We start from the raw sequence: 15,290 nt of genomic DNA, 5'->3' as shown, positions 1-15,290 counted from the left end.
CTTTTTTAATTGGATCTAATAACTCTAATGAGGGAGAATGCCATGCCGAAAAAGCCTCTGCTCTTGATGATCCTCGACGGCTGGGGAATCAACCCCGAACAGGAAGCCAACGCCGTCGCCCAGGCAAAGACACCCAACATGAACCGGCTTTCCGCCGAATACCCCTCCGGCCAGATCGACGGGTCCGGCCTCGCGGTCGGTCTCCCCTCCGGGCAGATGGGCAACTCCGAGGTCGGCCACACCAACATCGGCGCTGGTCGCGTGGTCTACCAGGACCTGACCAGGATCAGCAAGTCGATCGACGACGGCGATTTCTTCACCAACCCGGCGCTGCTCGACTGCATGGCCAAGGCGAAGGCAGGAAGCGGCAGGCTGCACTTGGCGGGCCTTCTCTCCGACGGCGGCGTGCACTCGCACGACACCCACCTCTACGCACTGATCGAGATGGCCAAGCAGCAGGGCGTCTCGCAGGTCTTCGTCCACTGCCTCATGGACGGTCGGGACACCCCGCCCCAGAGCGGCGCCGACTACATCCAGCACCTGGAGAATGAGATCGCGCGGATCGGTTTCGGCAAGGTCGCCACCGTGATCGGGCGCTACTACGCCATGGACCGTGACAACCGCTGGGATCGCGTGGAGAAGGCGTACCGCGCCATGGTGCTCGGCGAGGGGAATCCCTACGCCAGCGCGGAAGCCGCCATGAAGCAGAGCTATGCCGACGGGGTCACCGACGAATTCGTGCTCCCGAGCGTGATCATGGCGGGAGGCGAACCCGTCGGGAGGGTTTCCGACGGCGACGGCTTCATCTTCTTCAACTTCCGCTCCGACCGCGCCCGCGAGATCACCCGCGCCTTCACCGATCCGCAGTTCAACGGCTTCCCGCGCGAAATCTGGCCCAAGCTCGCCGCCTACGTCTGCATGACCTCGTATGACGAAACCTTCGGCCTCCCAATCGCCTTCGGTCCCGAGGACCTGGTCAACATCTTCCCCGAAGTGATCAGCAACGCCGGCCTGACCCAGCTGAGGATCGCGGAGACCGAGAAGTACGCCCACGTCACCTTCTTCTTCAACGGCGGCAGGGAGGAGGCGTTCCCGGGTGAGGACCGTGCCATGATCCCGTCTCCCAAGGAGGTCGCTACCTACGACCAGAAGCCGGAGATGAGCGCCTACCTGGTCACCGAGGAACTCATGAAGCGGCTGGACGAGGACAAGTACGACGTCATCATCCTCAACTTCGCCAATGCCGACATGGTCGGCCATACCGGCATTTTCTCTGCAGCGGTGAAGGCGGTCGAGGCGGTGGACGAGTGCGTGGGGAAGTTGGTGGAGACGGTGCGCGCCAAGGGGGGCACCACCATCATCACCGCCGACCACGGCAACGCCGAGATGATGCAGGACGACCAGGGTGGACCGCACACGGCGCATACCTGCGACATGGCTCCGGTGGTGCTGGTGGATGACTCCAGGAAGGGCGTCAAGCTGAGGACCGGTGTCCTCGCCGACCTTGCCCCGACCATGCTGGAGCTGCTGGGCCTGCCGCAGCCGCCGGAGATGACCGGGAAGAGTTTGCTGGCATAGTTTGTAACCGCCTGACCCGTCTGACTAGTCGGACGAGAAGGAGAAAAACCATGAAGATTCTTGCAATCAACGGCAGCCCCCGCGGCATGAACGGCACCACGGGACGGCTTTTGGAAGAGGTGCTGGCCGGAGCGGTACAGGCGGGCGCCGACATCGAGATCGTCTCGCTTTCCGAGACCCCGATCAAGCCGTGCCTCGCCTGTGACGCCTGCCACAAGGTGGGGATCTGCCCGGTAAAGGACGACTACGAGACCATAAAGGAGAAGCTCCTGGCCGCCGACGCCTTCATCCTGGCGACCCCCAACTATCTCTTGAGCATCACCGCCCAACTGAAGGCGTTGCTGGATCGCCTCAACGGCCTGATCCACCTCACCGCGCTGGAAGGGAAGTACTCGGCGCTGGTCGAGACCTCCGGCGGTGGCGGCGACGAGGAGCCGCTGGAGTACATGCAGCGCATTGTGAACGCCATGGGCGCCCAGAATGTCGGCAGCATCGGCTCTCCCGGCGCCGGCCATCGCGTCTTCCCGGACCAGGAGGCGCTGTTCGCGAAGGCGCGGGCCTTGGGCAAGGATCTTTGCGACAGCGTGCGCGAGAAGCGCTCCTTCCCGGAGCAGGACGGCTTCCGCCTCGGTTTCAAAGAGCGCATGAGCCACCTGATCGGCTTCATGGGCGAGTGCTGGCCCTACGAGAAGGAGTACCTGGCGAAAAGGTAGTCGGGCCAGCTTCGGCAGGCCCTCACCCCTGGCCCGAAGGGCGAGGGGAACTGGGCGCCCCTACGACGAATGCACCTGGTAAAAGCGTTCCACCTGTAGGGGCGAATAATCATTCGCCCCCCGTAATCGCGCCTCCCCTCTGGTGACAAGGGCGCGGGCGGGGCACCGGCGGTCGGGCGAATAATTATTCGCCCCTACAGGACGTAGGTGTGTGGCGCGGCGTGCACGCCTGCCCCTCTCCCGTGGGGCGGGGGGTAACCGCCTTCTCCCCCCGGGAGAAGGTGCCCCGCAGGGGCGGATGAAGGCTGCGCTGTTGCAGGCTCGGATTCGTTACTCTGAAGCGTAAGCTGGAGCGTTGGCAAGTATCCATTCTCAACTGTCCATAGGAGACGTCATGAGCAATACCGAAGAGTTGAACAACTGGGCCTATGCGCACAAATGCCAAAAAGCGGTGGAGAACCTGAAGAAGAACGGCTTCGACGCGCTCTACTGCCATGACGGCGAAGAGGTGTTCCACTACATCGTCAACGAAGCGACCCAGGCACAGAGCGTCGGCTTCGGCGGCTCCCTTTCCATCGCGGACCTGAAGCTTTCGGAGAAGCTGAAGGGGATGGGGAAGGAGATCCTGAACCACGGACTGCCCGGCCTTTCCCCTGAGGAGAAGTTGGCGATCACCAGGCGGCAGCTTACCTGCGACCTTTTCCTGACTGGCAGCAACGCGGTGACCCTCTCCGGTGTCCTGGTCAACATCGACGGCAACGGCAACCGTGCCGCCGCCATGTTCTTCGGGCCGCAGAAGGTGATCGTGGTGGTGGGTCGCAACAAGCTGGTGGACGGCAGCATCGAGGACGCGGTGCAGCGCATCAGGACCTACGCCTCGCCCCCTAACGCCAAGAGGCTCAACCTCTCCACCCCCTGCACGACGACCGGTTTTTGCTCCGACTGCAACTCGCCGCAGCGCATCTGCCGCGTGACCACCATCATCGAGAAGAAGCCGAGAAACACGGACATCCGGGTGCTGGTCGTCAACGAGGACATGGGACTGTAAAGAAGCAAAACCCGCTCAACGTTCTACGTTCTATGTTCTGCGTTGCAACCTCACCCTGAGGCCTTGCGTGTTAACCAGACATGGAAGACCCCTGTCGGGGAAGTTTGAGTCTACCTTGGAACGTAGAACATAGAACGTAGAACAGGTTTTACGGGGGTTGACATGCTCTTGCGCCCTCTGATCGATCTGCTGTTTCCCCCTTTGTGCCACGCCTGCAAGGGGACCATACCCGTAACTGGGACGGAGGAGACTCCGCCCCAGCCCTTCATTTGCACCGATTGCCTCGGCAAGATCGCCTTCCTCGCTTCTCCCTTGTGCACCCTCTGCGGGGCCCCCTTCGCCACCGAAAATGGCAGCGACCACATCTGCGGCACCTGCCTGTCCCATCCGCCTTTTCACACCAGCCGCTCGGCGGCTGTTCTCGGTGGCCCGCTCCAGGAGCTGATCCACCGCTTCAAGTACGGCGGCAAGACGCACCTGGGCGAGCCCCTGGCGCTGCTGGCTTTTCAACGGCTGGAAGACTTTCTTTGCGAGGCGGCGCCCGACTGCGTCGTGCCGGTACCGCTGCATCGCAAAAGGCTCAGGCAGCGCGGCTACAACCAGTCGCAGCTGATTGGTGAGGTGCTCGGTAAGAAATTGCGGGTACCGCAAGTGGTGGGAAATCTGCGCCGGCTGCGCTGGACGGAGCCCCAGACGGGACTGGACGCGGGGGACAGGGTGACCAACGTGAAGGGGGCGTTCGGGGTGCGGGACCCGAAGGTGCTGGCGGGAAAGCGGGTGCTGTTGGTGGACGACGTCTTCACCACGGGGAGCACGCTGGGGGCCTGTGTCGATGCGCTGCGCGAGGCGGAAGTCGCCAGGGTGGCGGCGGTGACGGTGGCGCGGGGGATCCAGCGGTGAACCGATCCCCCATCGGCCGCTACTTGCCGAACTCCCTCGGGCGGATCTCCTTGGCGACACCGTTTTCGAAGCGGAGGGTATAGCCGGGAAGGTCGGGACCGTAGCGGTAGGTCCATTCCTCAACGGCGACCGAGGTGCGCGTGGTCACCTCCCCATCCACCGAAACAGCCACTTTCTCCCCGCGCTTTTCGCGCGCCAGGGGCTCCCCGCACTTTAAGTATGCATCGACGATGGTGTCGCCCAGCGCCAATCCTTCGCCGTTACGGCATTCCGGCATCATCGGGTCGCGCATGCTGCCGTAGCCCAGGTTGCGTACCTCCGTCAGTATCCCGTTCAGAAAGACCAGGCTCAGCATGAACTCCTGCGGCCCGGTATCGAAAATCCACTCGTCGTAGGACGTGGTACTGCGCGTCGTCTTTTTCCCCTCAAACCGCTCTTCCAAAAGGTCGCGGTGCTCCTTCAGTGTCGGCTGCGGACACTGGGCCGCAACCTCGGCCATCGGCTGACCGATTACGACCTCCTCTCTGCAAGCCGCCCCATGAGCAGGCACGGTGAACGATGAGCACACCCCCAGGGTCGCCACTACGACCCAAAGCTTCAACCCTGCCGAACCAAGCATTTTCACTCCTGAACCATCACCTCCGGACTATCATCGCCGCCATCTAGTAGCACAAGGGGTGCCAAAGAACCACCAGCAAATCGCCTGCCCGGCCATTTGCATGAGATCTTCCCTCGTAATCAAACCTTTATGTCATCACCCGCCCTCTGGCGGTACCCCTCGCTTTGAGGGTGCCGGTACAGGCTGTTAGGGGTAAAGCCTCACCGGGCTGGGTGGTTATGCTCTGGGAGAAATGGCTCTGGATGGGTGCGGGGGCGTGGGGAATGGGTGCTATGCCCCACATTAATGAACGATACCCGAAACGCTCGGTGGTCAATTATACACGGGGTTAGAAGCCTTTTTGATGCTGGCATGCTCCCTGCTAATATCAGCGCCGTCCGCATACCGGGTGCGGACAACGGAAGCAACCGGTTACGCCGAGTGAGGTACCCACCCTAGGCCAAGCCGGGAGTTCCCCCTAGAGGGAAAAATGGTTTTACACGAAAAAGGAGGTAACACAAGGCATGAGATTGAAAAAACTTGTACCCGCGCTGGCCCTTACCGCAGCAGCCCTGACGGTTGTCGTCGCTCCGGCATTTGCAGGCAAGACCGGAGCCCCTAGCTCCTACAAGGTCGTTGCGTGGAATGATCTTGGTATGCATTGCGCCTGCCCGACTTTTGCCGGGTTCCTGCTCCTCCCCCCGTTCAACACGGTAAGGGCCCAGGTCCTGGGGTACGGCGGCAATGACCCCGTCATCATCGATTCGACCAACGCCGGCACCTACGGTGTCACGGTAAGCTACGGCATGGCCGACAATACCGAGTCCACCCTGCAGGCTGACTCCTACTTCCAGCAGTGGATCACCTATTCGCCGAAGCTGTTCCCGGGCTTTGTGCCGGTCGTCGGCGGCAAAGTTCAGGGCATCGCCGGCAACGGCATCTCCGGCAACATGGCCTACGACAGCAACCTGAAGGACTGGACCGCGGTCGGCATTCCGGCGTACCCGCTGGTTGACGCCAACTCCGCGAAAAATGTCATGACCGACCCTCTTGGCGGCGCGAACCGCAACCCGTACCCGATGACCAACGTGTACGTGAAGAACAGCTCCGGCACCATCCTGGCACAGACCAGCACCGTGACCCCGGTTGCCTTCGGCGGCTGCTGCTCCTGCCACCTGTCGCTTGCTTCCGCCAACGGCTACCCGGCAACCCCGACCGGCTCCTTCGCCTATCTCGGCAAGATGCACGGCATGAACTCCAGCAAGATCGACTTCAACTACCTTGACCCGACCGGCGACGGCACTTCTGGCCCGATCCGCTGCTCCTGGTGCCACTGGGATCCGGCGATGGGCGAGAGCGCAGCACCGGGCCTCGCCAACGTATGGCCCAACTACGTGATCATGGCGGGCGCCACCTTCACCAAGGCTGACGTCAAGGTTTCCCAGTATTCCTTCTCCGACGTTCTGCACCGCTTCCACAGCCAGAGCAGCAAGGTTCTGACCCAGTACGACGCCAACGTTGCCACCAACTGCTACGACTGCCACCCGGGCAACAACGTCAACTGCTACCGCGGTTCCCACAAGGCCAAGACAACCCTCTGGTGTGTCGACTGCCATGGCAACCTGAACCAGCGTACCGCTGCCGGCCAGCTGACCCAACCGTGGAAAGCCTCCACCCTGCCGTCCTGCACCTCGGCAAGTGCCGGGGCCACCCCGGCCTTCGCCTGCCACGCCACCAACATCGTGGGTGGCACCGTGTACCCGACCAGCCCGACCCTGTTCGGCAAGTTCATCAACGGCCGGGGTCACAAAGGGAGCATCAAGTGCCAGACCTGCCACGGCTCCGCTCATGCCGAGGCTCCGTCGACCATGACCCTGGACAACACCCAGCTGTCCACCCTGCAGGGTAGCACCAGCTACAGCTTCCCCGCCGGCAAAGACAAGACCTACGCTCTTGGCGTCTGCGTCTTCTGCCACTCGGGCAAAACCTCGACCTGGGGCGTTCCGCCGCATCAGTAAGACAACGTAATTGCAATTCCGGGGGGGAGGAAATCCTCCCCCCTTTCCCCAAAAAGCCCATTCATATCCATACGGAGTACGACCATGTACATTGCCAACAACATCCTACGCATAGCGGCCGCGCTTACCGTGGTCGCCGCTTTGGCAGCTCCCGCCCTGGCCAAGGAAAAAGCGAGGCAGCCCAAAGCGAAAAGCGCCGAGTTTGACTTCAAGAAAACCAACGCCTTCATCCGCGAGATGGAGGGACGCCCGGATTTCCCGGTCGCCACTGTGATCGCCAACGATTACGTCTACACGCTCCTTGCCATGGGAGAGAAGATAGATACCGGCAGGCAGAATGCCATCATCCTGGCAGCCAAGCTTGCCCAGCAAAAAGACGGCGGCTTCACGCCGGACAAGTCCAGCAAGACCTCCTCCATCCTCTACACCGACATCGCCCTGGAAACCCTGGCGCTGCTTGACGCCGGCAACGCCATCGACCGCAACAAGGTCAAGGCCTTTGCCGCTTCCTTGAAAAACCATGACGGCGGCTTCGGTTTTTCCACTGATGCCAGGAAATCCTCGCTTGCGACAACCTACTACGCGTTACACGTGCTGAAGGCTGTGAACGGGCTGGATGCGGTGGATCGGGGCAAGACCCTTGAATACGTAAAAGGATTCGCCAAGAAGGAGGGAGGCTTCGGCCCGGAAAAGGGTCCCGGCCGCCCCAACGCACGCAGCACCTACATGGCCGCGTACATCCTCAACGCCTTGTCGGGCATGGATGCCCCGACCGCCAAAAGTGCGCTGCAGTACCTGGAGAGCACACCGTATCTCGACAAGAAGAGCAAGGAGCGTCCGGACCTCGACGAGCAACTCTACACCATCCGCGCCTTGAAGGAGATCAATGCAGGTAACCGCGTCGACAAGGCGCTGGCCTTCAACTTCATGAAGCGGCTGTACATCAAGGTGAACGGCGGGTTTGGCCCCCTGGAAGGGTACGGTTCCACTCCCGACTCCACCACGACCGCGCTCCGTATCCTGAGCGAGATCGGCAAGGTGAAGGGTGTGCAGGTGCAGGTGGCGAAGCGATAAAGAAACAGTTGAGAAGCAGGTTAGGTCAAGGGTGAGGTTGAGAACGGAAACGCTTTCCACTTGACCTTAACCTCGATCTTAGCCTCGCTTTTAAAGGAGTTGACATGCTTTCTTTACATAAGATGACCCGTTCGGCGGCAGCCCTGTCGCTGCTGGCGCTGGCAGCCTGCACCGGCGGGCCTGCCAAGAACTCTCCCCAGGCCGCCGTGGAGAAGGTGAACGGCGCCCCCATCACCCGCGCGGAACTGGACCGTACCGTCAAAGCCCTCGTCGGGCAGGCCGATCCCAAACAGTTGCCGCCGGACCAGCTCAAGAAGGCGACCGACGCGGCACTGAACCAGTTGACCGCTGCCGAGTTGCTCTACCAGGCGGGGATGAAGCTGGAGATCAAGGACCTCGACAAGCAGGTGACCACCCGCATCGTCCAGAGCAAGTACCAGTACCCTTCCCAGGCAGAGTTCGACAAGGCGCTGCAATCGGTGGGGATGACCCAAAAGGAACTGGAGGAGGCGGCGCGCAAGGATATCGTGATCAACAACCTGATTGTGCAGCGATTTGCCGGCAAGACGGATGTGTCTGAGGCAGAGGTGCGCAAGTACTACGAGGACAACAAGCTGAAACAGTTCACCCAGGGGGACCGGATCAAGGTGAGTCACATCCTGATCGGGGTTGCCAAGGGCGCCAACGCGGAAGCCAAGCAGCAGGCTAAGGATAAGGCGCTGGCAGTGTTGAAGCGGGTCAAGGGGGGCGAAGCCTTCGCCTTGGTGGCCAAGAAGGAGTCGACTTCGCCCACCAAGGAGCAGGGGGGGAGCCTCGGCATTATCGGCAAGGGACAAAGCCTGCCTCCTTTCGAGAAGGCGGCTTTTGCACTCAAGGCCGGCGAGATTAGCGACGTGGTGGAGACTCCGCTCGGGTATCACGTGATCAAGGTGGAGCAGAAGCTGCCGCCGGCGACGGAGCGCTACGAAGATGTCAAAAACACCATCGCCGGGAACATAAAGCGCGAGAAGATCCGGGGCATGCTGGCGGCTTACGTCGAAGAGTTGCGTGGCAAGGCTAAGATCGAAAAGGTGTAGTTCCGCCTGGCGGATTTGTTATTCGACGCGTTGTGAATGGGTCAACGCGGAGGTTGTGATAAAGGGGCCGACCGGGAAGTCGGCCCCATTTTTTTGGAGATGGTACGTGGGGCAAAATCCCCCCTGTCCCCCCTTCGCGAAGGGGGGACAGGGGGGATTTGGAAGCATGGTCCTCAGCGCAAAACCCCTTGGTATCCTCTGCGTAAAGGGGGGGACGTGAGGTCTCGCAGTTCCGCTGCGTGAACTGCAGATAGGGAGTGGACTTCCTAGTTCGGTGCGAAGAAGGATTCGAGCCGGCGACAGATTTCTTCTTCCGGCGCTTTCAGGACGGTGACCCCGTGGAGCGCGGTGAGGAATATCTTGCCGTAGTTCTTGGTCAGTACCCTCGAGTCCAGGATCAATACTGCCCCGCGGTCCTCCTTGCTCCGGATCAGCCTCCCGAAGCCCTGCTTGAACTTGATCACCGCCTGGGGCACCGTGTAGCTCATGAAGGGATCGCCCCCCTTGGCGGTGATGTGCTCGCTCCTCGCCTCCAGGATAGGCTCGGTTGGGACCCGGAAGGGGAGGCGGGTGATCACGACCAGTTCCAGTCCCCGCCCCTGCACGTCCACCCCCTCCCAGAAGGAATCGGTACCGAACAGCACCGGGTTGAGCGAGTTGCGGAACTTGGAGAGGAGCATGTGGCGATTGGTCTCCCCCTGGCGCATCGGGGTGAGGCCGGCGGCCTTGAGCGGCTCGGCCAGGCGGTTGAAGACCCGGACCAGCAGGTCGTAGGAAGTGAAGAGCACGAAGGCGCGCCCCTGGGAAATCTTGAGCGCGTCCAAGAGGTGGCTGCACAGCCGGGCCTCGAACATGGGAGAGGTCGGCTCGGGCATGTCGGCGGGGACCGCCACCAGCGCCTGGTGCGCGTAGTCGAAGGGAGAGGGGAGCAAAAGCTCGCTGACCCGATCCTTGGCGAGCAGCTCTATTCCGGTGCGGTGCTTCAAAAAGTCGAACTTTTCCCCGATGGCCAGCGTGGCCGAGGTGAGCACCACGGTCTTGAAGCGATCGAGAATCGCCTTCTTGATCGACTCCGCCACCTCCAGCGGTGAGCAGCAGAGCTTCACCAGGGGGCCCTTTCTCAACTCGAACCAGCGGCAGAACTCGTCCTCGCGGGCCATGAAGAACCTCAGTGCGTCGACCGCGCACTCGATCCTCCCTTTCACCCCCCTAAGGTCGGTGAGCGGCCCGGACAGCTTCTCCAGCACCTTGTCGGAAAGCTTCTCGCACCCCTTCAGGAACGCCTGCATGGCAAGGGCGTAGTCCGAGAGTTCCTTGGCCATGTGCTCGATGTGCGGCGTCACCTCCTGCCAGAGCGGAGTGTTGTAAATGGCCGGCGTCACCCGCAGCTTCTGTTCGACTCCATCCTTCTTCAGCTTCCTGAACAGCGCCTCGCCGATCTGGTCCATGCCTCGGGTCACCGCCTCCAGCACCGCGACCCTCCTCGGGATCAGGCGCCCTTCCAGGACTTCCGCGATCTCCAGGTAGAGGTCGTCCTGCGATTCCGGCACGGCGGCGGAGAGCTGGGTGGAAAGCTGCGGCAGCACGCCGCGGTGCGCTTTCCTGGGGTGCTGCAGTTTGCCCAGAAGCTTGACCAGCCCCAGCCGGCTGACCTGGCTGGAGAGGAAGTTGGTGGCGACATCCTCGAGGTGATGCCCCTCGTCGAAGATAAGCCGGGTGAAGGGGGGGAGGATGGCGGTGGCGTCGTAGCCGGTTTCCTGGCGCACCGAAAGGTCGGCCAAAAGCAGGGCGTGGTTGACCACGAGGAGGTCCGCGCCGGCCGCCTCGCGCCGGGCCTTATAGAAGAAGCAGCGCGGGTATTCCGGGCACTTTACCCGGCCGCACTGGTCCGACTCGCAGCAGAGCTCCTCCCAGACCTCGTCCTTGGGTATGAAGGCCAGGTCGCCGCGGCAGCCGTCGTCGGTCTTCTTGCTCCATGCCACGATGGCGTCCAGTTCCTGGGCGGTTTCGTCCTTGAAGAGCGAGGCGTCGGCGGCGTTCACCCGGAGCTTTCTCAGGCAGAGGTAGTTGCCCCGTCCCTTGACCAGCACCGCCCGGAACTGCACCCCGGCGTGCTGCTGCAGAAACGGGATGTCCTTCTGGATCAGCTGCTCCTGCAGGTTGATGGTGTTGGTGGAGACCACCACCCGCTCCTTGTTGCGCACCGACCAGAGGGCGGCGGGAAGGAGGTAGGCGAGCGACTTGCCGGTGCCGGTGCCGGCCTCGACGATGGCGACCTTCTCCTCGTTGAAGGCTTCGGCGAGGTTGAGCGCCATCCGGCTCTGCTCGGGGCGGTGCTCGTAGCCGGGGAGGGCCTGGGCCAGTACGCCGTCGGGCGCGTAGAAATGCTCGACTTCGGGATAGGAGAGGCGTTCCACCACCTTGCGGGCGAAGGGGGCGACCACCTGGTTGGCGCGGGAGGCGTCGTTGTTGACGATGTAGAAGCCGACCCCCTGGTTCCCCAGGAGCGAGGCGATCTCGATGTCCGGTTGCGAAGGGGTGAGGTTGCCGGAAGGGTGGTTGTGGATGACCACGTCGCCGAAGGAGCAGGCGATCATGATGGCGGGGACGGCGTCCTTGTTGCCGCGGGCGAGCGGCTCCACCGTCACGACGATGCGCGCCTCGTCGGTGCGACCCAAAAAGAAGACTTCGTTGCCGTTTGCTTCGGTGATTGCGTTGCGGAGCTGCTCGATGGCGAGAGCTGAAAAGTACTTTTGCATGACCCGGTTGAAGATACAGGGTTTGGGTGGGGGAGGCAACACAAAAGCAGGGGCGGGGGGGAGGGCGCCTTTGGCAATCCGGCAACCGTCGGAGGCGGGCGAATGATTATTCGCCCCTACAGCATGCGATCGTCCAGGCACCAACAAGATTTGGATAACCGTGGCAGCGTCATTGATCCATCCTGCCCCTCTATGTTAGAAGAGAAGCCGAGGAGATTTCATGCAGCGCTACAACGCATTTTCTGAGGAGCTGAAGCGGGTGTTCGGCTGCAAGGTGCAGCGGCTCTCGGTGGACGCGGGGTTCACCTGCCCGAACCGCGACGGCAGCGTCGGGACGGATGGGTGCATCTTCTGCGGCGGCAAGGGATCGGGTTCCTACGGCATCCTGCAGGGGGTGGGCGTTGCCGAGCAGCTGGAGCACGCCAAGGAGGTCATGGTAAGAAAGTACAAGGCCTCCCGCTTCATCGCCTACTTCCAGTCCTATTCCAACACCTACGCCCCGGTGCAACAGTTGCGCCGGCTCTACGACGAGGCACTCTCGGTGCCGGACGTCGTCGGCCTCATCGTCGGCACCCGCCCCGACTGCCTCCCGACCGAAACCCTCGACCTCCTCGCCGAGTACGCGCGGCGCTGCTACTTCTGGCTGGAACTCGGCCTGCAGTCGCCGCTGGACCGCACCCTCTCCGCCATCAACCGCGGCCACGACCTCGCGTCGTTCAGCGCCGCCGTCAGGGAGTGTCAAAAGCGCGGCATCCGGGTCTGCGCCCACATCATCCTGGGCTTGCCGGGGGAAAGCCGCGAGGAGATGCTTTCCGGCGCGGATTTTCTGAACCGGGCCGGCGTGGACGGGGTGAAGGTTCATCTCCTGCACGTGATGCGCGGCACCCGCCTGGCCGAGCTGTACCAGGCCGGGGAGGTGCCCCTATTGGACCGCGACAGCTACGTCGGGCTGGTCTGCGACTTCCTCGAGCGGCTGGACCCGAGGATCGTGGTGCAGCGGTTGACCGGAGACGGCAACAGGAAGGACCTGGTAGCGCCGCTTTGGTCGCTCGCCAAGTTCGAGGTGCTGAACTGCATCGATCACGAGCTGGAGCGGAGAAAGAGCAGGCAGGGGTCCGGAAGGGGACTGGCTCCGTAAGGGGACTGTCCCCTTTTGCCCTTTGCGAGGCTCGAATAACTCCGACCTCAGTCCACCCCTCCCTTGAGGAGAGGGGGGACTTATGAACCTCCCGCAAGTGGAAAGCGCCTAGTTCCAGGCGCGCGGCTTGCTGCTTAGGGGGCGGCCGCCTTCTTCACGCGCCAGCATCTTGGGAACTTCAATCCTCTTCGCCAGCGCCGGGCGCCAGAAATAGGAGTCGCGCCCTTCCGCGCCCCCCTCCCTCGTTATCCTCAGCAGCACGCCGGTTTCGGCCGCGGGCTGGTAGCTGAACTTGGTCAGCAGCCGCGCCGGCCTTTTGACCTCGAGGCTGTAACCGCCGTCCCCCACCTCGGTCAGGCGGTCCTTCGCCCCAAGTCCGACCACGCCCCGGTTCCGCTCAACGCCCTGCCCATCGCGGCGCTTCTCCAGGTAGCTCAGCCAGATCTTGCCCGGTTGACCGACCACCGTCCTCAGGCCGACCTCGTCCTCGTAACCCAGACGCCCGAATGAGACCGCGGCGATGTCGTCGCGGGTCAGTCCCGTGACGGCCTTGCCGTTGCCGTCCCTGACGGTGAACTCGACGTGCAGTGAACCGTCGTTGGCCACTTCCACCCAGCCTATCTTCAGCTCAATCCGTTCCGCCTGTTCGGTTGTCGTTCTATGGGTCGGCTTGCCTGCTGCGCCGGATTCCGCTGCAGTAGCTGTCAGGGGAGACGCTGCTAAAAGCGCGGTTGCGATCATGGTCATGACGGTGAGGAGATTGGCTTTGAGACTTTTCATAATGTCCTCCTGGGGTGGGTGAGTATTTACACCGCTTTGTTTCTGGTGTAAGGATAGGACTCAAACAGTATCCCTGTGAAGGGCCACATTTCATAAATTTTGTGGATACACTTCGTTTACAGCGTATTCTTTCGGCTGAGCGAAATGAGAGAGGGCCGCCATGATCTATCTGAATCCGGAGTCGAAAAAGCCTTTGTATCAGCAGCTTTATGAGCAGCTGAAACAGAACATCATTACCGGGGAATACGAGAAGGGGAGCCGGCTGACATCGACCAGGGACCTGGCGAAAAATCTTTCCATCGCGCGCAACACGGTGGAGGCGGCCTACGACCAGCTCTGCATCGAGGGGTACGTGGAGGGGAGGCATGGCTCGGGGTACGTGGTGCAGGACCTCCAGGAAGACCTGCTGCATTTCCCCTGCATAACCGGGGACGGGGGGGAGTTGGAGTTCCCGCCGCCGGGCGGGAACGTCGCGGACCCGGATGAGCCGGCGTCCGCGCTGGTCAAGCCGGTGAAGTACAACTTCTCCTACGGCGACTTCGACCCGCACTCCTTCCCCCACGCGCTGTGGCGGCGTCTGAACAACGAGGTGCTCACCTCGCTCAAGGTGGATTCCATCGCCTACTACGGGGACAAGCAGGGGGAACTGCAGCTGCGGCGGGAACTGGCGAAATACCTGCGCCAGTCCCGGGGGGTGAAATGCTCGCCGGAGCAGATCGTGGTGGGCGCGGGGCTCCAGGACCTCGCCATGATGATCTGCCTGCTGTTTGCACGGGAGGAGCGCATCCTGGGGATGGAGGAGCCGGGGTACGACTTCACCAGGGTCATCTTCGGAAACCACGGCTACCAGGTGCTCCCGATCCCGGTGGGGGAATGGGGCATCGACCCGGCGGAACTGAGGAAAAGCGGGGCGCGGCTGGCCTACGTGACCCCTTCGCACCAGCTCCCCACCGGCGTGGTGATGCCGATCCAGCACCGCATGAGGCTCTTGCAGTGGGCGGAGCAAAGCGGAGGGGTCATCATCGAGGACGATTACGACAGCGAATTCCGCTACCGCACCCGGCCCATCCCCGCCCTGCAGTCGATCGATTGCCAGGAGCGCGTGATCTACCTGGGGACCTTCTCCAAGGCGTTCGCGCCGGGGCTGCGCATGGGATACATGGTGTTGCCGCTATGGCTTCTGGCCCGCTACCACGCGGTGTTCGAGCGCTACAAGTGCGCCGTGCCGAGGCTGCAGCAGTACGTCGCGGCGAGCCTCCTGTCGGGGGGGCACTGGGACCGGCACCTGCGCAAGGTCTGCCTGGTGAACAAGAAGAAGCACGAGGTGCTGGTGCAGTCGATCCAGCGGGAGATGGGGGACCGGGTGCGTATCTCGGGGCAGAACGCTGGGCTGCACGTCCTGCTCGAGTATTTCACGGGTGAGAGCCAGGAGGCGATGGTGCAGCGGGCGGCGGCGTACCAGGTCAAGGTGTCGCCGACCCGCCAGTTCTGGCAAAACCCGGAGGCCGCGCCGGAGAACCTGATCATGATCGGTTTCGGCGGTCTCTCCGCGGAGGAGATCGCCGAGGGGATCAAGCTGCTGAGGCAGGCGTGGTTTGGTTGAGGATG

12 protein-coding genes are annotated in these 15,290 nt (G+C 62.4%); 9 read left to right on the top strand and 3 right to left on the bottom strand.

What is annotated here, in order from left to right; all coding sequences use genetic code 11:
- Positions 1–42: 42 nt before the first annotated feature.
- The 4 genes from gpmI to KOL99_RS01100 all read left to right on the top strand — a co-directional run bounded on the left by gpmI (position 43) and on the right by KOL99_RS01100 (position 4,239).
- On the top strand, positions 43–1,578 hold the full coding sequence (gene gpmI / locus KOL99_RS01115; protein WP_216508656.1) for a 2,3-bisphosphoglycerate-independent phosphoglycerate mutase: 1,536 nt from the start codon (positions 43–45) through the stop codon (positions 1,576–1,578).
- 50 nt (positions 1,579–1,628) lie between these two features.
- Positions 1,629–2,291: a flavodoxin family protein gene (locus KOL99_RS01110; protein ID WP_216508654.1), complete on the top strand. Its 663-nt coding sequence runs from the start codon at positions 1,629–1,631 to the stop codon at positions 2,289–2,291.
- Between the two features lie 394 nt (positions 2,292–2,685).
- Complete coding sequence (locus KOL99_RS01105; RefSeq protein WP_216508652.1) at positions 2,686–3,339, top strand: lactate utilization protein; 654 nt, start codon at positions 2,686–2,688, stop codon at positions 3,337–3,339.
- A gap of 162 nt (positions 3,340–3,501) precedes the next feature.
- Positions 3,502–4,239, top strand: coding sequence for a ComF family protein (locus KOL99_RS01100; RefSeq protein WP_216508650.1), 738 nt, complete (start codon positions 3,502–3,504; stop codon positions 4,237–4,239).
- Positions 4,240–4,258: 19 nt separating this feature from the next.
- Here the strand turns inward: KOL99_RS01100 and KOL99_RS01095 are convergent, their stop codons facing one another.
- Positions 4,259–4,858, bottom strand: coding sequence for a DUF2845 domain-containing protein (locus tag KOL99_RS01095; RefSeq protein WP_216508648.1), 600 nt, complete (start codon positions 4,856–4,858; stop codon positions 4,259–4,261).
- A gap of 503 nt (positions 4,859–5,361) precedes the next feature.
- Here KOL99_RS01095 and KOL99_RS01090 point away from each other — a divergent pair.
- The 3 genes from KOL99_RS01090 to KOL99_RS01080 all read left to right on the top strand — a co-directional run bounded on the left by KOL99_RS01090 (position 5,362) and on the right by KOL99_RS01080 (position 9,005).
- Complete coding sequence (locus KOL99_RS01090; protein WP_216508646.1) at positions 5,362–6,855, top strand: hypothetical protein; 1,494 nt, start codon at positions 5,362–5,364, stop codon at positions 6,853–6,855.
- Positions 6,856–6,939: 84 nt separating this feature from the next.
- The gene (locus tag KOL99_RS01085) at positions 6,940–7,929 is read left to right on the top strand and encodes a prenyltransferase/squalene oxidase repeat-containing protein (RefSeq protein WP_199390192.1); all 990 of its coding nucleotides are present in this window, start codon (positions 6,940–6,942) and stop codon (positions 7,927–7,929) included.
- Positions 7,930–8,033: 104 nt separating this feature from the next.
- A complete protein-coding gene (locus tag KOL99_RS01080) occupies positions 8,034–9,005 on the top strand; it encodes a peptidylprolyl isomerase (RefSeq protein WP_199390191.1) in 972 nt (323 codons plus the stop codon).
- 266 nt (positions 9,006–9,271) lie between these two features.
- On the opposite strand, the gene KOL99_RS01075 is transcribed toward KOL99_RS01080, so the two are convergent.
- A complete protein-coding gene (locus tag KOL99_RS01075) occupies positions 9,272–11,764 on the bottom strand; it encodes a helicase C-terminal domain-containing protein (RefSeq protein ID WP_216508644.1) in 2,493 nt (830 codons plus the stop codon).
- A 220-nt stretch (positions 11,765–11,984) separates the two neighbouring features.
- On the opposite strand from KOL99_RS01075, the gene KOL99_RS01070 reads away from it, so the two are divergent.
- The gene (locus KOL99_RS01070; protein ID WP_216508642.1) at positions 11,985–12,902 is read left to right on the top strand and encodes a TIGR01212 family radical SAM protein; all 918 of its coding nucleotides are present in this window, start codon (positions 11,985–11,987) and stop codon (positions 12,900–12,902) included.
- Between the two features lie 108 nt (positions 12,903–13,010).
- On the opposite strand, the gene KOL99_RS01065 is transcribed toward KOL99_RS01070, so the two are convergent.
- Positions 13,011–13,682, bottom strand: coding sequence for a hypothetical protein (locus KOL99_RS01065; protein WP_216508640.1), 672 nt, complete (start codon positions 13,680–13,682; stop codon positions 13,011–13,013).
- A gap of 160 nt (positions 13,683–13,842) precedes the next feature.
- Between KOL99_RS01065 and pdxR the strand changes: the two genes are divergently transcribed.
- Entirely contained in the window at positions 13,843–15,285 is a 1,443-nt protein-coding gene (gene pdxR / locus KOL99_RS01060) for a MocR-like pyridoxine biosynthesis transcription factor PdxR (RefSeq protein ID WP_216508638.1), read from the top strand.
- Positions 15,286–15,290: the final 5 nt, after the last annotated feature.

It is taken from the genome of Geomonas azotofigens (genome assembly GCF_018919395.1).
Classification (GTDB): domain Bacteria; phylum Desulfobacterota; class Desulfuromonadia; order Geobacterales; family Geobacteraceae; genus Geomonas; species Geomonas azotofigens.
This window is presented reverse-complemented; position numbering and strand designations above follow the sequence as displayed.